The following is a 22,119-nucleotide window of genomic DNA, read 5'->3' on the forward strand; positions in this document are numbered from 1 at the left end:
CCGCAAGCTGACCGCATGGACCTGGAGTTGCGGCACCTGAAGACCATTCGGGCCATCGCCGAGGAGGGCAGCCTCACCCGGGCCGCCACCGCGCTCGGGCTCGCCCAGCCCGCGCTGAGCGCACAGCTGAAGCGCATCGAGCGCGCACTCGGCGGCCCGCTCTTCGACCGGGGCAGGCACGGCGTGCGCCCCACGGCGCTCGGCGAGCTCGTCCTCGACCGCGCCCGGGTGCTGCTGCCCGGCGTGCTCGAACTGCAGCAGGACGCGGTGCGGTTCGCGCGCGCGTGGGGCGGCATGCCGCGGTTCCGGCTCGGCGGCACCCACGGCCCGCTGCTCGGCGGCCTCATCGACCGGGTCGCCACCGCGCACCCGGCGACCCCGGTGACGACGTACACCCGCTGGTCGGTGCGGGAGCTGGCGGGCATGGTCGCCGAAGGGCGGCTGGACTTCGCGCTGATCGGCGTCTGCGGCGACAGCCGCCCGCCGCTCACCGACCGGCTGGTGTGGCAGAACGTCGGCACCGATCCCGTCTTCGTCATGCTCACCGCGGAGCACCCGCTCGCCGGGCGCCGCCAGATCGAACTGCGCGACCTGGCCGGGGAGAACTGGACCGACGTGCCCGGCGACGGCTGCTTCGGCGACTGCTTCGCCGCGGCCTGCATCCGCGCCGGGTTCACCCCCGCCTCCGTGTACGAGACCGACAGCGCCTCCTGCGTCCATCTGGCCCAGGTGGGGCGGGCGGTGGGGCTGTGCCGGGCGACGTTCCCGCCGACCCCGGGGCTGGCCACCCGGCCGCTGGTGGGGCACCCGCTGAGCTGGCGGCACCTCATCGGCTGGCATCCCCAGTCGCCCGCCGCCGGCACCGCCGCGGCCGTCACCGGCTACGCCCGCGCCGCGCACGCCGAGGCCGCGCGGCGCAGCCGCAGCTACCGCGAATGGCTGGAGGCGCACCCGGACTTCGGCACGGCGCCCGCCCCGGTCGCCGTCTGACGGGGGGCCGGTACCGCGCCTCCCGCGCCCCCGCGCGCGGGTTCCATAACGCGATGGCGGGGGCGGACTGATATCTGCCGACCTGACGTGCCCATGGCTACGGTTTCGCGGTAATCACGAAACCAAGGAGACCTCCATGCTCCACAAACGGGTCATGGGCGCGGCCGGCGCCACCGTCGCCATCGGCGCGCTCGTCCTCGCCGGGCTCCAGGGAGCGGCCTTCGGGTCCGACTCGCCTGGCACGCCCGACTCGGCCTCGGGGCAGTACTCCCCGGGCCTGCTCAAGGCGATGCAGCGGGATCTCGGCCTCACCGCCGATCAGGCCGAGAGACGGCTGGCCAACGAGAGCGAGGCCGGCGCCGTCGCCGGCACGCTGCGGCTGTCGCTGGGCCGCAGCTACGGGGGAGCGTGGGTGTCGGGCAAGACCTCCGCCGAGGTCGTGGTGGCGACGACCGACGCCACCGAAGCGCGGAAGATCGCCGACGAGGGTGCCCGGGCGAAGGTCGTCGACCACAGCCTCGCCGAACTCGACGCGGCCAAGGCCGGCCTCGACCGGGCCGCCGAGCGCTCCTCGCCCGCTCACGTGCCCGTCTGGTACGTGGACACCACCGCCAACCGCGTCGTCCTGCACACCTCCAGGCCCGCCGCGGCCGAGCGCTTCGCCGCCGCGGCCGGCGTCGACGCGAGCCTGCTGAAGGTCCGGCGGTCCGACGAGAAGCCCCGTACCTACGCGGACATCGTCGGCGGCGACGCCTACTACATCGGCAGCGGCAGCCGCTGTTCCGTCGGCTTCTCCGTCAACCGCGGCGCCCAGAGCGGCTTCGTCACCGCCGGCCACTGCGGCACCGCGGGCGCCACCACCACCGGCGTCAACCGGCAGGCCCAGGGCAGCTTCCAGGGCTCGACCTTCCCGGGCCGCGACTACGCCTGGGTCGGCGCCAACAGCCAGTGGGCCCCGACCCCGACGGTGAACGGCTACGGCACCGGCACCAAGCAGGTCCAGGGCTCCACCGAGGCCGTCGAACGCGCCTCCGTGTGCCGCTCCGGCTCCACCACCGGCTGGCACTGCGGCACGATCCAGCAGCGCAACTCCAGCGTCACCTACCCGCAGGGCACCGTCAGCCCGGTGACGCGGACCAACGTGTGTGCCGAACCCGGCGACTCCGGCGGCTCGTTCATCTCCGGCACCCAGGCCCAGGGCATGACCTCCGGGGGCTCCGGCAACTGCAGCAGCGGCGGCACCACGTACTTCCAGCCCGTCAACGCCGCGCTCCAGGTCTACGGGCTCACCCTGACCACCGAGGACGGCGGGCCGACCGACCCGCCCACCGACCCGCCCGGCGGCACCTGGGCGGCGGGCACCGTCTACCAGGCCGGTGACACCGTCACGTACGGCACCACCACCTACCGGTGCCTCCAGGGCCATCAGGCCATGCCGGGATGGGAGCCGCCGAACGTGCCGGCGCTGTGGCAGGCCGTCTGACAGAGGGCAGGACGGCACCACCGCGGCACCGCGCGGACCGGCAGAGAAGGGGATGAAGACGCCGCGGCGGCAGGCGGCCGGAGGGACCCTGGGGGTGTGCCCTCCGGCCGTGCCGCGCACCGGCCCCCCGCCGGTATGAACTCCCATGCCCGGCACGGCGGTTGAGCCGAGCCGGGCTTTCTGGGGTCCCGGCGTGTACGCCGCCGGGCGGGCCCCTACGATGGGGCGCCGATCGGCGGAGGACGCCGGCGGAACACGGCCGGGGGGATGCAGGGTGGCTGACGAGTACGGGCAGAACGGGCAAGCGGGCGGCTTCGGGCCACCGCCGCCGAACGGCCCCGGTGTGCCGCCCGGCACGCCGGCACCGCCGCCCGGACCGCCCCCCGCGGGTCCCCCGCCGGCGGGACCGCCTCCCGTACCGCAGCAGCCGGCCGGCGGACCGTACGGACCGCCGCAGCACGCCCAGCCCATGGCCGCTCCCGGCATGCCGGCGCAGCCCGGGCCGGCCGCCCCGCCCCCGTACGCATACCCCGCGCCGCCCCCGCCCGGCTCCGGCGGTGGCAAGAAGGCCGTCGGCATCGTGCTGTCGGTGCTCCTCGTCCTCGCGGTGCTCGGCGGCGGCGCCGCGGTCGTCTTCCTCTCCGACGACGACGGCGGCGGCGGCGGAAGCAGCGCGCAGGACGAACTGCCCGCGAACGCGCTGGAACAACTGTGGTCCGCACCGCTGGAGGGCAGCCACGTCGCCGGCGGCGACTCCAGCAGCCTGCCGGGCATGTGGCCGGCGGGCGACCACGTCGTCTACGGCGACGAGGACGGCGGCATGCGGGCGTACGACGTACGCTCCGGCAAGGAGAAGTGGCGGGTGAAGCCGCCGAAGCGCGCGGGTGAGCTGTGCGCCATGTCCCGCGGCATCAGCCCCGGCGGCATCGGCGCCGTCGCCTTCGACGCCGGCGGCGACGACTGCGCGTACCTCGCGGCCGTCGAGGTCGACACCGGCACCCTGCTGTGGTCGGAGAACCTCGCCGACGAGTACGGCACGACCAACCCCGTGCTCACCGTCAACGACTCCACGATCAGCACCAACATCGGCACCTACGTCAACAACTGGAACGCCAAGGGCGGCGGTCCCGGTCTGGACTTCACCTCCCGCGGCCGGGAGTGCGACTCCTCCCTCGTCCTCGGCGACGAGCACGCCGTCGGCAGCAGCGAGTGCACCGACGTCTCCCCGCGCCACCAGCTCACCGTCCTCGACACCCGCGGCGGGGAGGATCCCTGGCGGTTCCCCGGCGTGGACCTCGACGTCCAGCGCGTCCTGGGCGAGAACCCGCTCACCGTGCTCCTCCAGGACGACGACGAGAACAGGTTCGTGCAGTCCTTCACCGACGACGGCAAGCAGGGGAAGCCGGTGCCGCTCACCGGCGACCTCGCCGAGCTGCAGTTCGAGGAGCACACCACCTTCGTCACCGAGGACGGGGTGCTCGTCGCCGAGTACGGGGACAACGTCCACTTCGCCGCCGTGGACCTGAAGTCCGGCGAACTGCTGTGGAAGACGCCGAAGAAGGCATGGCTCCAGATGATCGGCTACGACGCCACCGACGGCCGGCTCATCGCCAGCGCGAAGCCCGAGGAGGGCTTCCACCTGGAGCTCACGGAGTACGACGTGCGCAGCGGCAAGCCAAAGGTCATCGGCGCGCTGGCGGTCAAGGGCCAGTCGATGGGCTCGCCGTCCACGGCCACGTACGCCTGGGACGGCAGCACGGTCTACGTGGTCGCGGACAACGCCAAGGGCCAGGCGGTGCTGCGCGCGTTCCGCGGCACCGCCTGACCCTCCTTCTCACCCGGCGGTGACCTCGGCGGCGGAGGCGTAGCTTCCGCCGCTGGCCGTGTGCGCCTCCAGGCGTACGTACCGGGCGTCGGCCGCCGCGAAGGAGGCCGTCTTCAGCCGCGCGTCCCGGTCCCAGGTGCCGGCCGCGACCTCGGTGAACTCCCGGCCGTCGGCGGAGACGTACACCTTGTACTGCAGGATCGTGCCGTTGAGGTTGCCGTCGACCCGCGGCTGGTAGGTCAGCCGGTCCACCTGCCGGACGGCGCCCAGGTTCAGCGTCAGCGACTGCGGCAGCGGCGTGACGGGGACGTACTCCGAGTGCCAGAAGGTGTTCGGGTCGCCGTCCACCGCGCGCTCGGGTTCCGAGCCGGAGTGCCAGCTCGTGGCGTACACCCGCGGCTCCGTGCACTCCGGGGTGACGGTGACCGGCACCGTGAACGCCTCGTCCCCGACCCGGACGCGCACCGGGTACTCGCCCGGCGGGGTGTCCGCGGCGGCGGTGAGGGAGATCCGCGCGGCCCGCGCCTGCCCCGCGGGCATCTGGAGCGTCGCGGCGGCGGGGGAGGCGGCCAGCGGCGCGTCGGCCGCCGCCGTGACCTCGCGGGTGACGGGCTCCGCCGTGTAGTTGGCGACCCGGGCCACCGCGTCGCCGACGCGCTCGCCCAGCTCGCAGCGCGACATCTCGGCCCGGCCGGGGACCACGGCGGTCGCGGTCGGCGGCGGGGCGGCGAGCCGCGCGAAGGAGAAGGGCTGGTCGGCGTAGTACGTGCCGCGGCACTCCGGCGGCGCGCTCGCGCCCTCGCCGCGGTCGAACGCCTCCTTGCACGCCCGTGCGTCGGGCAGCTCCCGCCGGTAGGCGGCGTCGACGTAGCCGTCGCGCACGTCGCCGCGGGCGAAGAGGTAGGTGCGGTACGCCGACCAGGGCTCGGCCCCGCGTTCGTACGCCGTGTCGCGGTACGCCCGCTGCGCGGTCAGGGCGTCCCAGAACGGGGCGGGCGCGCAGCCGATCGCCAGGTACGCCACCGGCTCCGCGCAGCGGCCGGCGCGGAAGTCCCCGCCGAGCACGTCGACCTGGGGCGTGCCGGCCCGCGCCGGGTGGCGCTCGGCGAGGAAGCCGGCGAGTGCCTCGGCGGCCGGCGCCGGGCTGCCGGCGACGTGCGCACTGACCAGCGGCGCCCGCAGGACCGGGCGGGCGCGGGTCTCCACGACGGCGTACGCCTGGTCCTCGCTCTGCACCCGGTGGAAACCGGGGGTGCCGACGGTCCGTACCGTGCCGGCGTTGACGACGATCGCCGACTCCCGCACGGCGCCGTCCGGGAGGTACGGGCTGTCGCCGGGGGCGACGGCGACCTGGTAGCGCTCTCCGGTGGCGTCACTGAGCCGCGCGGCGACGTGCCGGGCGCCGGGGCCCAGCACCTCGGTGAGCAGCAGCGCGTCCGGCGGGGCGGGGGCGGCGGCGGTGAGGCGGTCGACGAAGGTGTCGAGGTCGGCCGTCTCGGCCGCGTCGGCGGGACGTATCGCCTCCTGGAGGTTGGCCTGGACGACCAGCAGTTCCCCGGCCGCCGCCGGCTCCCGTACCGCGGCGCCCGCCGGGGCGGCGGGTGCGGTGAGCGGCGACAGGGCGGCGAACGCGACCAGCGCGGCGACGGCGGCGCCGGCCCTGCTGCGTATCGGGTGCATGCTCACGCCTCCTGCAGCTCGGGCCGGCCGGCTTCCACGACGAACGAACGGCGGGTGCTCACCGTGCCGTCCGGCACGGAGACCTTGTCCACGACGAGGTATTCGGCGCGCCACTCGCCGGGGGAGACGGTGCAGCGGACGTAGCCGCGCTGGCCGTTGTAGAAGGCCAGGTGCGGGTTGGCCGCCAGCCACTCCTCGGCCTGCGGGCCGCTGTCGGCCCCGTTGCCGCCTGAGGTGATCGAGGTGGTGACGAACTCGGGTGCCACGGCGGGGGAGGAGGGGTCGGTGAAGTCCCGCTTGACGGTGCCGGCCATGTTGACGTGCATGTCGCCGGTGAGGACGACCGGGTTGGCCACGCGCCGCTCGGCGATGCCGTCGAGGAGGCGGTTGCGGTTTGCCGTGTAGCCGTCCCAGGCGTCGCCGTTGAGCTGCTGGAGCCCGGGGTCGGTGAGCCGGTCGAGCTGCATCATCAGCACCTGCTGGGTGAGGACGTTCCAGACGGCGCCGGAGTCCGCGAGGCCGTCGAGCAGCCAGCGCTCCTGCGCGGCACCGAGCATGGAGCGGGCCGGGTCGTCGCGGCGGGTGATGTCGATGGGGTCGCGGAACTGCCGGGCGTCCAGGACGTGGAAGCGGGCCAGCCCGCCGTAGTCGAGGGTGCGGTGCAGCCGCATGTCCGGGCCCTGCGGCAGCGAGGAGGCGCGCAGCGGGAGGTGCTCGTAGTACGCGCGGAAGGCGGCGGCGCGGCGGCGCAGCAGGTCCTCGGGGGAGGCGCCGCTGAAGGACGTCTCGTCGGACCAGTTGTCCTCCACGTCGTGGTCGTCGACGGTGACGATCCACGGGGCGGCGGCGTGCGCGGCCTGGAGGTCGGGGTCGGTGCGGTAGAGCGCGTAGCGCAGCCGGTACTGGTCGAGCGTCAGGGTCTCGGCGTTGTGCGCGGCGGACAGGTCGGTGCCGCGGGGGCCGCTGGTGCGGCCCACCGGGTACTCGTAGATGTAGTCGCCGAGGTGCGCGACCAGGTCGACGTCCTGCGAGGCGAGGTGGCGGTACGCGGTGTAGAAGCCGTCCGACCAGCTCTGGCAGGTGGCGAAGGCCAGCGTCATCGGGGTGAGCGAGCCGGCCGCGGGCGCGGTCTTCGTCCGGCCCACCGGGCTCAGCTCGCCGCCCGTACGGAACCGGTACCAGTACTCGCGGCCGGGCCGCAGCCCCGTCACCTCGACGTGGACGGAGTGGGCGAAGTCCCGCCTGGCGGCGGCCGTACCGCGGCGTACCACCCGGCGCATGCCGGGGTCCTCCGCGACCTCCCAGCGCACCGCCACGTCCTGCGGCGGCATCCCGCCGAGGCCGTCCTCGGCCAGCGGTACCGGCGCCAGCCGGGTCCACAGCACGACGCCGTGCGGCAGCGGTTCGCCGGAGGCGACGCCGAGGGTGAAGGGGTTGTCGTGGTACCGGGGCGCGGCCGCGGCGGGCGCCGGGGTGAACTGGGCGGCCGCGGCCATCCCGGCGAGCGCGCCGGTGAGCCGGAGCACCCGGCGTCTGCTGGGGCGGGTGGGCCGCACGGGTCTGCCCGGGCGCCCGTGACGGGGGTGCAGGGGAGAGGTGGAAGACATCCGTGCAGTGTTGGCGCGCCCCGGATCAAGGTCAAGACCCGCCCGGCGAACGGGCGTTGAACCCGCGGTGGCCGCCGTCCCGGCAGCGCGGAGCCCCGGAGGGCGTCCCGGCTTGGGCCGGCCGGGACGCGCTCCGGGGCGGGGAGGGATGGTTCCTTACTGGTGCTCGTGGTCCTCGGCCGCGCTGGCCTTCGGGGGGTTCGCCCCCGGGTACCACTCGTTCGCCGCCTTGCCGTTGAGGTCCCAGACGGCCTGGCCGGCGCGGAAGGTGGTCTCGGCGACCAGCTTCTCCTTGCCGTCGATCCGCCAGCCGAAGCTGTCGACGTAGCCGAACGTGCCCTTCTCCAGCGCGAAGACCGCGATGTCCGCGGGCGCCCCGACCGACAGGTTGCCGAGGTCGGGCCGCTGGATGGTCTGGGCCGGGGTCCAGGTGGACGCCTCGACGACGTCCTCCAGCGGCATGCCGAGCGTCAGGAACTTCGACATGACGTTGGACATGTCCTTCATGCCGCTGTTCATGCTGGAGATGTGCAGGTCGGTGGAGATGACGTCGGGCGTGAAGCCCTCCTTCATCCCGGGCACCGCCACGTCCCAGGAGAAGCTGCCGCCGCCGTGGCCGACCTCGAAGACGACGCCGCGGTCGCGGCCCTGCTGCATGGCCGGGTTGAGCTTGCCGTCCTTGCCCAGCTCGCCGCGGAGCCCGGAGAACATGTGCGAGTAGACGTCGCCGGGCCGCAGCTTCTCGTTGAGCAGTTGCGACAGCGGGCGCTCCGGCGTGTTCGCGCCGAAGTCGACCATGACCGGGATGCCGGCTTCCTCGCCCGCCGCGACGGAGTTCTCCACCGGGTCCCACTCGGGACCGTTGTAGTGCGCCGTCTTGATGCCGACGATGGTCTCCGGGTTCGCCTTGGCCACCTCGGCCGCGGGCCCGGGCTTCATGTCCGCCAGGTCCTGCTCGTACGGGTGGCCCGCCATGCCCTTGCCCACGATGTTCAGGAAGGACAGCACCCGGGTCTTCGACTTGTCGATGACCTCCGTCTTGAACTGGTCGAAGTTGCTCGCGCCCGCCGAGCCGGTGTCCACGGCCGTGGTGACGCCGGCCCGGAGGGTGAAGCCGTCGGGGGCCACGCCGTTCCAGCCGTTGGCGTAGTCCTGCTTCGGGCCCGGGAACATGTGCGCGTGCATGTCGATCAGGCCGGGGGTGACGTAGTTGCCGCGGGCGTCGACCGTCTTCTCCGCGCCGGAGGCGTCGATGCTCCGCGCCACCTTGGCGATCTTGCCGTCCTTGACGGCGACGTCACGCACGCCGTCGATGTCGTTCTTCGGGTCGATGACGTGGCCCCGCCTGATGACGAGGTCGTACGCGGCGCCCTTGTCGTCGTTCCCCTCGGCCTGGGCGTCCGCGGGCGCCGTGGCGCCGACGGTGGAGGCACCCAGTACGAGGGTGAGCGCCGCGGGAAGTACCGTCCAGGAAACTCGCGATCTCACGTGCATGCCGGCTCGATTCCCCATCTCTCTGTCAGGTGGTGGTGGCGCGTGCGCTACGGATCGTCAGATGACGGCGATGCAGTCGATCTCGACCAGGGAGTCGCCGGGGATGCCCGCGGCGGCGGCGATGGTGGTGCGGACGCCCGGCTCCTTGCCCCAGCGGCCGAGGAAGACCTCGTTCATCCCGGCGTAGTCGTCCAGGGTGTTGAGGTAGACGTTGACCTTGAGGACCTTCTCCATGGAGGAGCCGACCGACTCCAGGTAGCGCTCGATCTCGTTGAGCACGTGGTCGGTGTGGGAGCGGATGTCGCCCTCGAAGTGCGCGCCGATACCCGAGATGAAGACCATGTTGCCGTAGGTCACGATCGGGCTGAACAGCGGGTTCTCCGGCGGCTCGCCGCCACCGGGGTAGTGGACCTCCTTGCGCGGCGGCCTGCCGTGGCCCTTGGCGCTGCTCTGGTCCTTGTCGTCGGCCATCGCCTGGCCGCCCGCGACCACCGGCACGGCGGCCACCGCGGCCACCGGGGCCGCCTTGCGGATGAAGTCCCTGCGGTTGGAGGACATGCGTTTACTCCTTGTGAATGTTCGGTGCATGACACGTGGGGCTACGGGGCGGCGCGCCGGCCGCGGCTGGCCGGCCGGCGCGCGCCGGCCGTCAGGACCGGGTCGCGGTCCAGGAGCCCTTCAGGTACTCGCCCATGTCGAGTTCGCCGCTGATCGTGTCGCCGTCGACGGTGCCGGTGAAGGTGTAGCTCAGCGAGTCGCCGTGCTCCTCGCCGTAGTTGCTGCGCACCGTGACCTTGTCGGCGCTGACGCTGCCGGAGGCCGGGCGGGTGACGAACTCGCCGGCGTGCCGGCCGCTGACCTTCGCGCCGTCCTGGGTGAGTTCGAGCTTGTGCGCGCTCGACGTGCCCGCGGCGTACGTGATCTCCACCGACCAGGTGCCGGCCACGTCCACGGTCGGCGGCTTGGGCGACTCCGGCGCGGGCGGCGGGTCGCGGAGCAGCCGGACGAGTTCGTCGGAGATGGTCCGCCAGTCCTGGGGCTCCATCATGTACGGGGTGATGGAGACGCCGGTCTGGTCCGGGTCGGAGCCGCTCGCGGCGTTGAGCGCGATGCGCGGCTCGCCGTTCCACATCGCGTTCATGATGGTGGTGCCGGTGACCTCCTTGCGCTTGGCGCTCCACAGGATGCGCAGCGAAGGCGTCCGGTTCGACAGCCCCACGGGCTGGGTGATCTCGGTGGTCACGCCGCTCTCCGACGACACCCGGCGGGAGATCTGCTTGAGCCAGCTCGTCCACTCGGCGTACTCGGCGTCGTGGTCGCGCTGGACCCACATCTCGACGGCCGCGAGCATGCCCATGGCCTCTTCCTTGCCGACCTTGAAGCCGCGCGCGTAGCCGTGGTGCGGGGCGCTGTGCACCCACGCGGCCCGTACAAGGTCCTCGCGGCCCAGGATCAGACCGGCCGACTGCGGGCCCCGCATGCACTTGCCGCCGCTGTAGCCGACGAGGTCGGCGCCGCGCTCGATGTGCACGTTGGGGATGGTGAGGATCTCCGCGGCCGCGTCGACCAGCAGCGGGACCCCGGCGGGCTTGGTCACCGACGCGATCGTCTCGGTGTCCAGCTCGCTGTCGTCCACCCGCGGCCCGGCCATGATGTAGACCAGCGCGGTCTGCGGGCCGATGGCGGCCTTCAGCTCTTCTTCCGTCTCGACCTGGACGACCTTGAGGCCCACCGCGCTGATCGCGGCCTCGTACACGTTCCGCGAGTGCCGCGGAATGATCGCCTCGGTCTTCTGGAACCCGGTCAGGTCCGGGATGTTGACGTGCAGGTCCGGGTTGCCGCCGGCGGTACACGCCGCCGCCGCGTGCGTGAGCCCCGCCGAACAGCCGGCGCTGACCAGCCCGAACTCCGTCTTGGTGAGCTCGCCGAGGCGGCGGCCGACGGCGTCGGCCAGCTCGTCGAGCTGTACGTACTGCCGCGCCGCCGCATCGATCGCGTCGCGTACCTCGGGCAGCATCAGCGAGCCGCTGAGCACGGTGTACGTTCCCCGCGCGTTGATCAGCGGACGGACCCCGATGCGGCCGTAGATGTCCTTGGGACGGCCCTGGCCCGGGTTCGCCGCGGACGGCGCCCCGGACGTGGCCGCGAACGCCTCACCCGCAAGCAGCGGACCAAGCGCGAGTGCTCCCCCGGCCGCCGCGCCTCTTCCGAGCATGGTGCGACGAGAAAGTGCCTCAGCAGGCATTCCGGCCCCCTGTCACCTCGTAAGTTGTGGTGCCGTAGACGTTAGAAAGATCGTGAGGCGGCGTTAAGGCCCTCTTTCCGATGCCGCTATTCGGAACCCGGATCCTGCCCAGTCAGCCCGCGGCTCGCGCTTCTCCGCCATCACCGCCCGCGGGGCGCACCGCACGCCGCCTGCCGTGTTCCGGCCCGGCGAGACGCAGATCACATGTGTCCGGCCATTGACGGCCGGGTTACGCGAGAGCAACATACGTAAACGTTTCCAGTGACTGTAAACCTTTACAGAAGCGCCTGGTTGAGGCCGGCCGCGTATACGACGCGAAGGGGCGAGTGCGATGTCCTCCGGGGGGCCACCCACGATCGTGTCGATCGCCGAACGCGCCGGGGTGTCCATCGCCTCCGTCTCCCGCGTCCTCAACGGGCTGGGCGCCCGCCCCGAGACCGAGGACCGGGTCCGCCGCGCCGCCGCCGAGCTGGGCTACGTGCCCAACGCCGTGGCCCGCTCGCTGAAGGACGGTCACACCCGCCAGTTGACCTTCGCCGTCCCGGACATCGGCAACCCCGTCTACGTCGCCATGGTCCGCGAGATCCAGGCCGTCGCGAAGGCCGCCGGCTACCGCCTGCTGCTGCACTCCACCGACGCCGACGTCGCCGAGGAACTGGGCGTCGTACGCAGCCTCGCCGACCGCACCAGCGACGGCCTCGTCCTCGTGCCCATCCGCATCACCCCCGAGCACGTCGAGGCGCTGACCGCCGCCCCCGGCCCGGTCGTCGTCATCGGTTCGCTGCCCGACGGCGTGCCCGTCGACGCCGTCCAGGCCGACTCCGTCACCGGCGCCGAACTGGCCGTACGCCACCTGGTCGAGACCGGCCGCCGCCGGATCGCCTTCGTCAACGGCCCCGTCGACACCGTCCCCGGCGGCAACCGCGGCCGCGGCTACCGCGCCGCGCTCGCCGCCTGCGGCATCCCCTACGACCCCGGTCTGGTCGCGGCCACCGAGTTCGGCGTCGGCGCCGGCGCCCGCGCCACCGCCCGGCTGCTCGACGCCCGCCCCGGCCTGGACGCCGTGTTCTGCGCCAACGACCAGCTCGCCATCGGCGCCGCCCGGGCGCTGCACGCCCGCGGCCGGCGCATACCCGAGGACACCGCCGTCGCCGGCATGGACGACAGCGAGCTGGCCGTCGCCGCCTGGCCGCCGCTGACCAGCGTCGACCTCGGCGCCGGCGAACGCGGCCGGCGCGCCGCCCGGATGCTTCTCGAACGGCTCGGTCCGCAGGACGGCGAGCCCGTCCCCGCACGCCGCACGACCGCCGCGCCGCGGCTCGTCGTGCGCGGCTCCACCTCCCCGGGCGCCTCGCCCGCGGGCTCCGACGAGCAGGAAGGCGCGAAGTCCGCATGAGCGTTGCCGCACCACCTCCACCGAAGGCCGCGGGCCGCGGCACCCCGCCACCGCGCACGCCACGCGCCCGCAAGGCCGCCCTCGGCCTCGACGGCGGCACCTGGTTCCTGCTGCTGCCCGCGCTCATACCCATCCTGGTGCTGAGCGTCGGCCCCCTTCTCTACGGCGCCTCGCTCGCGTTCACCGACGCGCAGGCCGGCCGCACCGAGCCCACCGAGTTCATCGGCCTCACCAACCTCGCCGACCTGCGGCACGACACCCTCTTCTGGGACTCGTTCCGCATCGGGCTCATCTGGGCGGTCTGTGTCACCACCCTGCAGCTCGTGCTCGCGCTCGGCCTGGCCCTGCTGCTCAACCAGAACCTTCGCTTCCGCTGGTTCGCCCGCACCCTGGCGCTCGTCCCCTGGGCGATGCCCGAGGTCGTCGTCGGCATCATGTGGCGGCTGGTCTACCACCAGGACGCCGGCATCCTCAACGAGACGCTGAGCCGGCTCCACCTCATCGACGAGAACGTCGACTGGCTCACCAGCCTCTCCCTGGCCCTGCCCGCCGTCATCGCCGTCGGCGTCTGGGCCGGCATGCCGCAGACCACCGTCGTCCTCCTCGCCGGGCTGCAGAACGTGCCGTACGAGCTGAAGGAGGCCGCGGCCCTCGACGGCGCCGGCGCCTGGCGCCGCTTCACGGCCGTCACCTGGCCCGCGATCAAGCCGGTGGTCATCGCCATCACCGCGCTCAACTTCATCTGGAACTTCAACTCCTTCAGCCTGGTCTTCGTGCTCACCCAGGGCGGCCCGGGCGGCGAGACCCGGCTGCCGATGCTCTTCGCGTACGAAGAGGCCTTCGCCTACGGCCAGTACGGCTACGCCGCCGCCATGGGGCTGGCGATGATCGCGGTCATCGCGGTGTTCCTCACCCTGTTCCTCCGCAAGCGACTGAAGGAGGAGGCAAGCTGATGAGCAGCCTCACGGGTCTGCGCACCAAGCGCGCCGCCGGCCGCACCGGGCAGTACCTCGCCCTCCTGGCCTACCTGGTCTTCCTCGCCTTCCCGCTGGTGTGGCTCATCTCCACGGCCTTCAAGTCGCCGCAGGAGCTGGGGAAGATCGACCCCACCTGGATCCCCCGGGAACCCACTCTGGAGAACTTCCGCGCCGCCTTCGACGCCCAGCCGCTGCTGCGGTCCGCCGCCAACAGCCTCCTCGTCGCCGGCAGCGCCGCCCTCATCGCGGTGGCCATCGCCGTGCCCGCCGCGTACGCGATGGTCCGGCACCGCTCGAAGGTCACCACGGCCGCCACCGGCTGGATCCTGGTCAGCCAGATGTTCCCGTTCGTGCTCATCATCATCCCGCTCTTCATGCTCCTCAAGGAAGCGCGGATGATCGACTCGCTGCCGGGGCTGATCCTCGTCTACGTCGTGTGGAACCTGCCCTTCTCGCTCTGGATGCTCCAGGGCTACGTCAAGGCGGTGCCCGTCTCCCTGGAGGAGGCCGCCGCCGTGGACGGCGCGGGCCGGCTGCGCACCATCGTCAGCGTCGTGCTCCCGCTGCTCACCCCCGGTCTGGTGGCGACGCTGATGTTCTCCTTCGTCACCGCATGGAACGAGTTCTTCTTCGCCCTCGTGCTGCTCAAGTCCCCGGAGAATCAGACGATGTCGGTCATCCTCACCCAGTTCCTGGGGGCCGAGGGCGTCGTGGACCTCGGTCCGCTCGCCGCGGCCGCGACCCTCGCCACCATCCCCAGCCTGCTGTTCTTCGCGCTCCTCCAGCGCCGGCTGGTGAACGGGATGCTCGCCGGGGCGGTGAAGGGATGAGGCCCGCCGCGCGCATCCGGCACACCGCCACCGCGGCCGGCGCCGCCGCCCTGAGCCTGGCGCTGCTCGCGGGCTGCAGCGGCGACGGCGGCTCCGACGACGGCACGGTCACCCTCGACTACCTCAGCCTCGCCTGGCAGGAGGAGTCCGTCGCGGTCAACAAGCGGCTCGTCGCCGAGTGGAACGAGGAGCACCCCGATGTTCAGGTCCGCTACGTGCAGGGCATCTGGGACACCGTGCACGACCAGTTGCTCACCTCCTTCGAGGGCGGCGAGGCGCCGGACATCATCCACAATGCCGCCGACGACCTCACCGACTTCGCCTACGGCGGCTATCTCGCCGACCTCACCGACCTGCTGCCCGGGTCGCTGCGCGCCGACATCCCGGAGCAGTCGTGGCGGACCACCACGATGAACGGCGGCATCTACGGCGTCCCCTTCCTCCAGGAGCCGCGGATGATGTTCGCCAACACCGCGCTGCTGGAGGAGTCGGGAGTGCGGGTGCCGACCGCGGCCGACCCGTGGAGCTGGCAGGAGTTCGAGGACGCGGCCAAGGAGCTGACCGCCGACACCGACGGCGACGGCAAGACCGATCAGTACGGCGTCGCGTGGGGCATGAAGGAACCCGTCAGCCAGTCGGTGAACCTCTCCCTGTCCACCGGCGGCGGGCTCTTCTCCCGGGAGCAGACCGACGACGGCCCGAAGAACCGCGTCGCCTACGGGCCCGAGGACTCCGCCGTCGCCGAGACCATCGACCGCCAGGTGAGCGAGGACCGCACCGCCCCCCGCAGCAGCCTGGGCATGTCCGGCTCCGACACCCTGCCCGGCTTCTTCGCCGGGCGGTACGCGATGGTGCCGCTGAACTTCTCGTACCGCCAGCTCGTCACCCAGCAGGCGCCCGACGACTTCGCGTGGTCGGTGCTGCCGATGCCCGCGGGCGACGGACCCGCGGGCGGGCTCGCCCAGGGCGTCAGCCCGCAGACGCTGTCGGTGGCCGAGGACAGCGGCCACCGGCAGGCGGCGGCCGACTTCATCGCCTTCATGACCCGGCCGGAGCACATGGCGGAGCTCGCCGCGGGCGACTGGATGCTGCCCACCGGAGCCGAGGCGCTCAAGGATCCCGCCCTGAACACCGAGAAGTACGGGTGGCGTACGGGCGTGGAGGTGGCCCGCTCGCTGCGGCCCGCCCCGGTGCTCGGCGTCCGCGGGTACCGCGAGTGGTCGGACAAGATCGCCACCCCGGCCTTCCAGCGGTACTTCAACGGCGACACCGACCTGGACGAGCTGCGCGAGTCGCTGGTCGAGGACGGCAACCTGGTCCTCGACCGGTACCAGAGATGACGCGGGCGGCCGGCCGGAACGTACGAGCAGGCATGAGAAGCACCCGAGCAGGCGCACGAGGAAAGAGCACGAACAGCACCATGAGCATCGCACGATGAGCGCAGCAGCCGGCCCCGAACCGCCCGTCCGTCCCGCCCCCTCCGTTCCCGTCCGCCTGCGTCCCGTCGCCCGCGGCGCCGGGCAGGCCGCCCCGACCGCCCGCGACCGGGCCCGCGGCGCCATGCTCGGCCTCGCGGTCGGCGACGCCCTCGGCGCGCCCGTCGAGAACATGAAGCCCTCGCAGATCCGCGAGCGCTGGGGCCGCATCGAGGACTTCGTGGCCGCCGCCCCGGCGGGCACGGACGACACCGAGTACGCCATCTTCTCCGGGCTGCTCCTCGCCGAGCACGGCGCGCGCCTCAGCCTCGCGCACGTGGAGTCCGCCTGGCACGAGCGCATCGCCGACCTCGACGAAGGCCCGTTCCGCGGCGCCGGGTTCAGCGAGCGCGGCACGCTGGAGAACCTGCGCCGCGGGCTGGCCGCCCCGATCACCGCACAGCACCGGCACGCCTGGAGCGACGGACTCGCCATGCGCGCCGCGCCGTTCGGCGTCTTCGCCGCGGGCCGCCCGGTGGAGGCGGCGCGGCTCGTCGCCATCGACGGCACCGTCAGCCACGAGGGCGAGGGCATCTACGGCGGCCAGGCCGTCGCCGCCGGGGTGGCCGCCGCCATGGCCGGCGATTCCCCGGACGTCGTCGTGCAGGCCGCCCTCTCCGTCATCCCCGAGGACTCCTGGACCTCGCGCTCCCTTCAGCGCGCGGTCTCCGCGGGCCGCCGCGCGCGCCACGACCCCGGCGCCACGCCGCTGAGCGTCGAACGCGCCGTCCGCTCCTCCGTCGTCATCGGCGGCTACCCCTGGTCGGACCTGGCGCCGGAGGCCGTCGGGCTCGCGCTCGGCGCCTTCACCGCCGCCCGCGGCGACTTCGCCGGCTCCGTCCTCACCGCCGTCAACATGGGCCGCGACGCCGACACCACCGCCGCCGTCGCCGGCGCGCTGGCGGGCGCGCTGCGCGGCGAGTCCGCCATTCCCGGCGCCTGGGCCGCGGCCATCAAGCCGGTACGAGGCACGTGCCTGCCGTCCATGGCAGGACACCACGTGCTCGACATCGCGGACCGGCTCGCCCCCGCGGACGAGGAGGTCGCCTCATGAGCGCACCGCTGCCCAGGCCCCGCCGCACCCCGGAGTCCGGGTCGGCGCGCGACGCGTCGGGCGCGCCGGACGGCGCCGCCGGGGGCGCGGCGCGTACGGCCGCGGCCGCGGGTGCCCCCGCGAGCCCCGCCGAGGGCGCGGAGCGTCCCGCCGTCGCCGCGCGGCGCGCGGATCGGCCCGCCGCGGAACCGGGTGCGCCCGCCGCGGGACGCCCCGCCGCCGGCTTCGCCGAGGCGGGCGGCGACCTGCGGCGCGTGGAGGGGCTGCTGCTGGGCATCGCCGCCGGCGACGCCGCGGGCTGGCCCGCCGGCCGGCACCGCGCGGCCCGGATGCCCGAGTGGACCCGCCGGCTCACCCGCGAGCTGGACACCTTCGCCGAGCAGAACGCGACGACCACCCTGCCGGTGCCCATCGCGCTCAACCAGCCGCCCGAGCCGCTGCGGCTGGGCCCGTCGGACGACGCGGAGTGGGCCGCGTTCACCGCGTACGCCGTGCTCTCCGCCGGCAGCGGGCTGCACACCGACCTCACCTCGGACCGGCGCGTCCGCTCCGCGCTCACCCTCGCCTGGAGCGCGCTGGCCGACGAGGTCGCGGTCGCCGCCGAACGCGCGGACGAGATCGAGTCGGCGGAGATCCCGCTGCGCGCCCGTATCTCCGTACGGGCCGGGCTCGGCAACCTCGCCGCCGGCCTGCGCCCGCCCGCCACCGGCCACGACAACCCGCACTACTTCGACGACGCCGCCTGCGTACGGGCCGCCGTGCTCGCCGCCGTCCACCCCGGCGACCCGGAACGGGCCGCCGACCTCGCCGAGTTCGACGCCCGCTACACCCAGGACGGCGACGGCGTGCACGGCGCCCGCGCCACCGCCGCCGCGATCGCGGCGGCGCTCGGCGGCCGGCCCGTCGACGCCTGCGTGGACGCCGCCCTCGCCCAGCTCCCGCGGGGCACCGAGATCCTGCGCAACGCCGAACGCGCGGTGCAGCTCGGCCGCACCGCCGTCGCCACCCGCCCCGGGCTGCCCGGCAACGCCTTCGCCCTCGTGCCCGTCCTGGAGCACGAGATCGTCGACCACGTCTACAGCTACGGCATCGCCGCCGCCGAGACCGTGCCCGTCGCGCTGGCCGTCGCCACCGCCGCGGCCGGCGCCATCTCCGAGGCCGTACCCGCCGCCGCGTGCCTCTCGCGCGTCGCCGACTCCGCGCCGGCCCTGGCCGGCGCGCTCACCGGGGCGCTCGGCGGCGCCGCCGGACTCCCCGCCACCTGGCGGGACGCCTGCCGGATCCTCTCCGGCTGCGCCCTGCCCCAGCTCGCCGGCGCCGACCTCGTCGACGTCGCCCGGCAACTGGCCGACAAGCAGTTCAGCACTCCCGCGGAAGGACCCCTCGCCTCATGACCCCCACGACCGCTTCCGCCACGCCCGGCGACCCCGCAGCCCTGGGCCTCGCCGACCGCACCGCGGGCTGCCTCGTGGGCGCCGCCGTCGGCGACGCCCTCGGCGGGCCCGTCGAGGGCTGGACCCCCGAGGCCATCGCCGAGCGCTACGGCGGCCGGGTGCGCGGCATCGTCGAGCCGTTCCACCGCGACGCGTGGCGCACCGCCCGGCCCATCGCCCCGTACCACAAGGGCGATGGGCACGTCACCGACGACACCCTCATGACCCACGCTCTCATCCGGGTCTATGACAAGGTCCGCGACCACCTCGACGCCTACGCCGTCGCCGACCACCTCGTGCCCGACCTCATGGGCACGCCGCGCTGGATCCCCGAGCTGGAGGCCGAGGCGCTGCCGCTGCAGCGGATCTTCCTCGCCGAGAAGTGGATCGTCGCGCGGCTGCACTACGGCCACGTCGACCCGCGCGAGGCGGGCGTCGGCAACATCGTCAACTGCGGTGCCGCGATGTACATGGCGCCCGTCGGCGCCGTCAACGCCGGCAACCCCGCGGCGGCCTACGCCGAGGCGCTGGACGTCGCCGGCGCGCACCAGTCGTCGTACGGGCGCGAGGCCGCCGGGGTCTTCGCCGCCTGCGTCGCGGCGGCCTTCGCGCCGGGCGCCACGCCCGACTCCGTGGTCGAGGCGGCGCTCGCGCTGGCCAAGGACGGCACCCGCGCCGCCATCGAGGCGGTCTGCGAAGCGGCCACCGGCCGCACGGACTTCGAAGAGGCGCTGGCGCCGCTCCGCGCCGCGGTCGAGCCGTACGACACCGTCGGCCCCGAGTACCGCAACCCCTCGCTCGGCGCCCGGCGGCCCTCGCGGCTGCACGCGATAGAGGAGCTGCCGGTGGCGCTGGGCATGCTGCTCGTGGGCCGCGGCGATTACCGGCACACGGTCCTCGGCGCGGTCAACTACGGCCGCGACTGCGACTCGATCGCCACCATGGGCGGCGCCATCGCCGGCGCGCTCGGCGGCGCCGCGGCGGTGCCGGGGGAGTGGGCGGAGGAGGTCGCGCGGGCCAGCCGGCTGGACCTGCTCGCCCCCGCCGCCACGCTCACGGAGGTCGCCCGCGAGGTGTTCGTACGGGACGTGGCGCGCCGCCGTGCCCACGAGGCCGTGTTCGGCGCGCTGGCGGAGGCGTCGTGACGGCCCCGGCGGACGTGCACGGGGCGCCGCTCCGGCTCACCTGGGTGCAGCCCGAAGACCTCGTCGGCCACGAGCTGCGGCAGGCGGCCGAGGACGGCCGCGCCGCCGGGCCGCTGCTCCGCCGCTGGCTCGGCGCCGGCGGCCAGCAGGCGCCGGAGCGCGCGGGCGCCTCGCCGGGCCCGCCGAAGCCGCGGCTGCGGGCCCTCGCGCTGGAGCTGCTGGACGAACTCGCCGCGCTGGAGACACCGCTGGCGGCGGTCGAGCCGACCGACCTGGACGAGATCAGGGCCGCCTGCCCGCGCTGGCCCGCACGCGTACCCGCGCCCGGGCCGGACACGGACGGCGCGTACGGGGACCGGCTGTGCACCCGGCTGCACGCCGCGTGGCTCGGCCGCGCCGCCGGGTGCGTCCTGGGCAAGCCCGTGGAGAAGGTGACCCTGGAGGGCATCCGGGCCATCGCCCGCTCCACCGGCAACTGGCCCGTGCACACCTGGTTCACGGCCGAAGGGCTCGACCCCGCCGTCGCCGCGGCGCACCCCTGGAACCGCCGCAGCGCCGCGACCTCCCTGGCCGAGAACCTCGACGGCGCACCCGAGGACGACGACCTCAACTACCCGCTGCTCGCCCTGCTCCTCCTCGACCGCCACGGCCACGCCTTCACCACCGCGGACGTCGGGCAGCTCTGGCTCGACGAGCTGCCCGCGGGCCGTACGTTCACCGCCGAGCGGGTCGCGTACCGCAACCTGCTCGACGGGGTGGAGCCCCCGCACACCGGCGCGTACCGCAACCCGTTCCGGGAGTGGATCGGCGCCCAGATCCGCGCCGACGTGCACGGCTGGACCCACCCCGGCGACCCGGCGGGCGCCGCCGCCGCCGCGCACCGCGACGCCGTGCTCACGCACACCGCGAACGGCGTCTACGGCGCCATGTTCGTCGCCGCCGCCCTCGCCGCCGCGGCGGGCGGCGGCACCGACGTGGACGAGGTGCTGCGCACCGGCCTCGCCGTCGTGCCGCCGCGCTCCCGGCTGGCCCGCGCCGTACGGCACGGCATCGAGCTGGCCCGCAGCGAGCCCACCGGGACCCCGGAGGGCTTCGAGGCCGTCGTCGACGACCTGCACGCCGCGCACGAGGGACGGCACTGGGTGCACGTCGTCCCCAACGCGGCGCTGCTCGCCGCCGCGCTCACCCACTCCGGCGGCGACTTCACCGGCGCCGTCTGCCGCGTCGTCTCCGGTGGCTGGGACACCGACTCCAACGGCGCCACCGCCGGGTCCGTCGCCGGGCTGCTCGCCGGTTCGCCGGCGGCGCTGCCGGAGCGGTGGACGGCGCCGCTGCGCAACCGGCTGGCGACCACCGTCGGCGGCATGGACGGCATCGGCTTCGACGAACTCGCCGCCCGCACCGCCGCCCACGCCCTCCCCCCACCCGCTCCGGACGGCGCCCCCGCGGCCGCCGGCACCGGGCCCGTACCACCGCACGAACCCCGGAGGCCCTCCCCATGACGACCACCAACCCAGCGACGCTCGCCGTCTTCGGCAGCGTCAACATGGACCTCGTGGCCTACGCCGCCACCGCCCCGCTGCGCGGCGAGACCGTCTCCGGACGGGAGTTCCGCACCGTGCCCGGCGGCAAGGGCGCCAACCAGGCCGTCGCCGCCGCCCGCGCGGGCGGGACGGTGACGATGATCGGGGCGGTCGGCGCCGACGCCTTCGGCGGCGAACTGCGCGCCGCCCTCGACGGCGCGGGCGTGGACACCGCGGGGCTGCGCACCGCCCCGGGCGCCAGTGGCACCGCGCACATCGTCGTCGACGACGACGGCGGCAACTCCATCGTCGTCGTCCCCGGCGCCAACGGCACCGTCACCGGACTCGCCCCCGGCGACGACGAGCGCATCGCCGCCGCCGGCACGCTCCTGCTCCAACTGGAGCTGCCGATGGACGGCGTCGTGGCCGCCGCCGAGGCGGCCCGCGGGCACGGCGTCCGCACCGTGCTCACCCCCGCGCCCGCCCGGCCGCTGCCCGGCCGGCTGCTCGCCGCCACCGACCTGCTCGTCCCCAACGAGCACGAGGCCGCCGCGCTCACCGGCAGATCCGACCCGCACCAGGCCGCCGCGGCGCTGCTGGAGCAGGTGCCGGAGGTCGTCGTCACCCTCGGCGGCGCGGGCAGCCTGTACGCGGCGCGCGGCCGGGAGCCCGTCGTGGTGCCCGCGCTCGCGGTCCGGGCCGTCGACACCACGGCCGCGGGCGACACCTTCGTCGGCGCGCTGTGCGTGGCGTACGCCGAGGGCCGGCCGATGCCGGCGGCGCTGGCGTGGGCGGCGGCCGCCGCCGCGCTCGCCGTCCAGCGGCCGGGCGCGTCGTCGTCCATGCCGGAGCGCGCGGAGATCGACCGGCTGGCGGCCGAGGGCCCGTGACCCGCGTACCGCCGCACCACCCCGCGGGGCCACGGGCGTACGGCCCGCGCAGGGCACCGCAACGCACCACCG

17 protein-coding genes are annotated in these 22,119 nt (G+C 74.4%); 12 read left to right on the top strand and 5 right to left on the bottom strand.

All coding sequences use genetic code 11. The features are described 5' to 3' along the window. The first annotated feature begins 15 nt into the window (after window positions 1–15). From DMB38_RS35090 to DMB38_RS35100, 3 genes are all read left to right on the top strand, one after another. Complete coding sequence (locus DMB38_RS35090) at window positions 16–990, top strand: LysR family transcriptional regulator (protein ID WP_125938574.1); 975 nt, start codon at window positions 16–18, stop codon at window positions 988–990. Between the two features lie 136 nt (window positions 991–1,126). Beyond that, a complete protein-coding gene (locus DMB38_RS35095) occupies window positions 1,127–2,473 on the top strand; it encodes an alpha-lytic protease prodomain-containing protein (protein WP_125938575.1) in 1,347 nt (448 codons plus the stop codon). A gap of 469 nt (window positions 2,474–2,942) precedes the next feature. Continuing rightward, window positions 2,943–4,298, top strand: coding sequence for a PQQ-binding-like beta-propeller repeat protein (locus DMB38_RS35100; protein ID WP_125939475.1), 1,356 nt, complete (start codon window positions 2,943–2,945; stop codon window positions 4,296–4,298). A gap of 9 nt (window positions 4,299–4,307) precedes the next feature. On the opposite strand, the gene DMB38_RS35105 is transcribed toward DMB38_RS35100, so the two are convergent. The 5 genes from DMB38_RS35105 to DMB38_RS35125 all read right to left on the bottom strand — a co-directional run bounded on the left by DMB38_RS35105 (window position 4,308) and on the right by DMB38_RS35125 (window position 11,294). Further along, entirely contained in the window at window positions 4,308–5,978 is a 1,671-nt protein-coding gene (locus DMB38_RS35105; RefSeq protein ID WP_125938576.1) for a discoidin domain-containing protein, read from the bottom strand. A gap of 2 nt (window positions 5,979–5,980) precedes the next feature. Beyond that, the gene (locus DMB38_RS35110) at window positions 5,981–7,504 is read right to left on the bottom strand and encodes an alkaline phosphatase D family protein (RefSeq protein ID WP_125938577.1); all 1,524 of its coding nucleotides are present in this window, start codon (window positions 7,502–7,504) and stop codon (window positions 5,981–5,983) included. A gap of 237 nt (window positions 7,505–7,741) precedes the next feature. After that, complete coding sequence (locus DMB38_RS35115) at window positions 7,742–9,079, bottom strand: amidohydrolase/deacetylase family metallohydrolase (RefSeq protein WP_125938578.1); 1,338 nt, start codon at window positions 9,077–9,079, stop codon at window positions 7,742–7,744. 57 nt (window positions 9,080–9,136) lie between these two features. After that, entirely contained in the window at window positions 9,137–9,637 is a 501-nt protein-coding gene (locus tag DMB38_RS35120) for a RidA family protein (RefSeq protein ID WP_125938579.1), read from the bottom strand. Between the two features lie 91 nt (window positions 9,638–9,728). Beyond that, the gene (locus DMB38_RS35125; RefSeq protein WP_125938580.1) at window positions 9,729–11,294 is read right to left on the bottom strand and encodes an aminotransferase class V-fold PLP-dependent enzyme; all 1,566 of its coding nucleotides are present in this window, start codon (window positions 11,292–11,294) and stop codon (window positions 9,729–9,731) included. A gap of 361 nt (window positions 11,295–11,655) precedes the next feature. Between DMB38_RS35125 and DMB38_RS35130 the strand changes: the two genes are divergently transcribed. The 9 genes from DMB38_RS35130 (at window position 11,656) to DMB38_RS35170 (ending at window position 22,047) form a co-directional block, all read left to right on the top strand. After that, window positions 11,656–12,720 (top strand): LacI family DNA-binding transcriptional regulator, encoded by a 1,065-nt coding sequence (locus DMB38_RS35130; RefSeq protein ID WP_047019507.1) that lies wholly within the window; start codon window positions 11,656–11,658, stop codon window positions 12,718–12,720. Then, a complete protein-coding gene (locus DMB38_RS35135) occupies window positions 12,717–13,673 on the top strand; it encodes a sugar ABC transporter permease (RefSeq protein WP_125938581.1) in 957 nt (318 codons plus the stop codon). The genes DMB38_RS35130 and DMB38_RS35135 overlap by 4 nt, the downstream gene beginning before the upstream one ends. Beyond that, window positions 13,673–14,527, top strand: coding sequence for a carbohydrate ABC transporter permease (locus tag DMB38_RS35140; protein WP_125938582.1), 855 nt, complete (start codon window positions 13,673–13,675; stop codon window positions 14,525–14,527). The genes DMB38_RS35135 and DMB38_RS35140 overlap by 1 nt, the downstream gene beginning before the upstream one ends. Next, window positions 14,524–15,867 (top strand): sugar ABC transporter substrate-binding protein, encoded by a 1,344-nt coding sequence (locus tag DMB38_RS35145; protein ID WP_125938583.1) that lies wholly within the window; start codon window positions 14,524–14,526, stop codon window positions 15,865–15,867. The genes DMB38_RS35140 and DMB38_RS35145 overlap by 4 nt, the downstream gene beginning before the upstream one ends. 94 nt (window positions 15,868–15,961) lie before the next feature. Then, the gene (locus DMB38_RS35150) at window positions 15,962–17,056 is read left to right on the top strand and encodes an ADP-ribosylglycohydrolase family protein (protein ID WP_125938584.1); all 1,095 of its coding nucleotides are present in this window, start codon (window positions 15,962–15,964) and stop codon (window positions 17,054–17,056) included. Beyond that, the gene (locus tag DMB38_RS35155; RefSeq protein WP_125938585.1) at window positions 17,053–18,450 is read left to right on the top strand and encodes an ADP-ribosylglycohydrolase family protein; all 1,398 of its coding nucleotides are present in this window, start codon (window positions 17,053–17,055) and stop codon (window positions 18,448–18,450) included. Before DMB38_RS35150 ends, DMB38_RS35155 begins: the two co-directional genes overlap by 4 nt. Further along, on the top strand, window positions 18,447–19,634 hold the full coding sequence (locus DMB38_RS35160) for an ADP-ribosylglycohydrolase family protein (protein ID WP_125938586.1): 1,188 nt from the start codon (window positions 18,447–18,449) through the stop codon (window positions 19,632–19,634). The genes DMB38_RS35155 and DMB38_RS35160 overlap by 4 nt, the downstream gene beginning before the upstream one ends. After that, window positions 19,631–21,136: an ADP-ribosylglycohydrolase family protein gene (locus DMB38_RS35165; protein WP_240662640.1), complete on the top strand. Its 1,506-nt coding sequence runs from the start codon at window positions 19,631–19,633 to the stop codon at window positions 21,134–21,136. The genes DMB38_RS35160 and DMB38_RS35165 overlap by 4 nt, the downstream gene beginning before the upstream one ends. Continuing rightward, window positions 21,133–22,047 carry a ribokinase gene (locus tag DMB38_RS35170; RefSeq protein WP_125938587.1) on the top strand — a complete coding sequence of 305 codons (915 nt, stop codon included), beginning with the start codon at window positions 21,133–21,135 and terminating at the stop codon, window positions 22,045–22,047. The genes DMB38_RS35165 and DMB38_RS35170 overlap by 4 nt, the downstream gene beginning before the upstream one ends. The last annotated feature ends 72 nt before the right edge of the window (window positions 22,048–22,119 follow it).

The sequence above is a fragment of the Streptomyces sp. WAC 06738 genome (assembly GCF_003945505.1).
Classification (GTDB): Bacteria; Actinomycetota; Actinomycetes; order Streptomycetales; family Streptomycetaceae; genus Streptomyces.

What these genes read in the sequence shown, in the direction of transcription:
- DMB38_RS35090 (WP_125938574.1), top strand. Translation starts at nt 16, where the DNA reads ATGGACCTGGAGTTGCGGCACCTGAAGACCATTCGGGCCATCGCCGAG.
- DMB38_RS35095 (WP_125938575.1), top strand. Translation starts at nt 1,127, where the DNA reads ATGCTCCACAAACGGGTCATGGGCGCGGCCGGCGCCACCGTCGCCATC.
- DMB38_RS35100 (WP_125939475.1), top strand. Translation starts at nt 2,943, where the DNA reads ATGGCCGCTCCCGGCATGCCGGCGCAGCCCGGGCCGGCCGCCCCGCCC.
- DMB38_RS35105 (WP_125938576.1), bottom strand. Translation starts at nt 5,978, where the DNA reads ATGCACCCGATACGCAGCAGGGCCGGCGCCGCCGTCGCCGCGCTGGTC.
- DMB38_RS35115 (WP_125938578.1), bottom strand. Translation starts at nt 9,079, where the DNA reads ATGCACGTGAGATCGCGAGTTTCCTGGACGGTACTTCCCGCGGCGCTC.
- DMB38_RS35120 (WP_125938579.1), bottom strand. Translation starts at nt 9,637, where the DNA reads ATGTCCTCCAACCGCAGGGACTTCATCCGCAAGGCGGCCCCGGTGGCC.
- DMB38_RS35125 (WP_125938580.1), bottom strand. Translation starts at nt 11,294, where the DNA reads ATGCTCGGAAGAGGCGCGGCGGCCGGGGGAGCACTCGCGCTTGGTCCG.
- DMB38_RS35130 (WP_047019507.1), top strand. Translation starts at nt 11,656, where the DNA reads ATGTCCTCCGGGGGGCCACCCACGATCGTGTCGATCGCCGAACGCGCC.
- DMB38_RS35135 (WP_125938581.1), top strand. Translation starts at nt 12,717, where the DNA reads ATGAGCGTTGCCGCACCACCTCCACCGAAGGCCGCGGGCCGCGGCACC.
- DMB38_RS35140 (WP_125938582.1), top strand. Translation starts at nt 13,673, where the DNA reads ATGAGCAGCCTCACGGGTCTGCGCACCAAGCGCGCCGCCGGCCGCACC.
- DMB38_RS35145 (WP_125938583.1), top strand. Translation starts at nt 14,524, where the DNA reads ATGAGGCCCGCCGCGCGCATCCGGCACACCGCCACCGCGGCCGGCGCC.
- DMB38_RS35150 (WP_125938584.1), top strand. Translation starts at nt 15,962, where the DNA reads ATGAGCGCAGCAGCCGGCCCCGAACCGCCCGTCCGTCCCGCCCCCTCC.
- DMB38_RS35155 (WP_125938585.1), top strand. Translation starts at nt 17,053, where the DNA reads ATGAGCGCACCGCTGCCCAGGCCCCGCCGCACCCCGGAGTCCGGGTCG.
- DMB38_RS35160 (WP_125938586.1), top strand. Translation starts at nt 18,447, where the DNA reads ATGACCCCCACGACCGCTTCCGCCACGCCCGGCGACCCCGCAGCCCTG.
- DMB38_RS35170 (WP_125938587.1), top strand. Translation starts at nt 21,133, where the DNA reads ATGACGACCACCAACCCAGCGACGCTCGCCGTCTTCGGCAGCGTCAAC.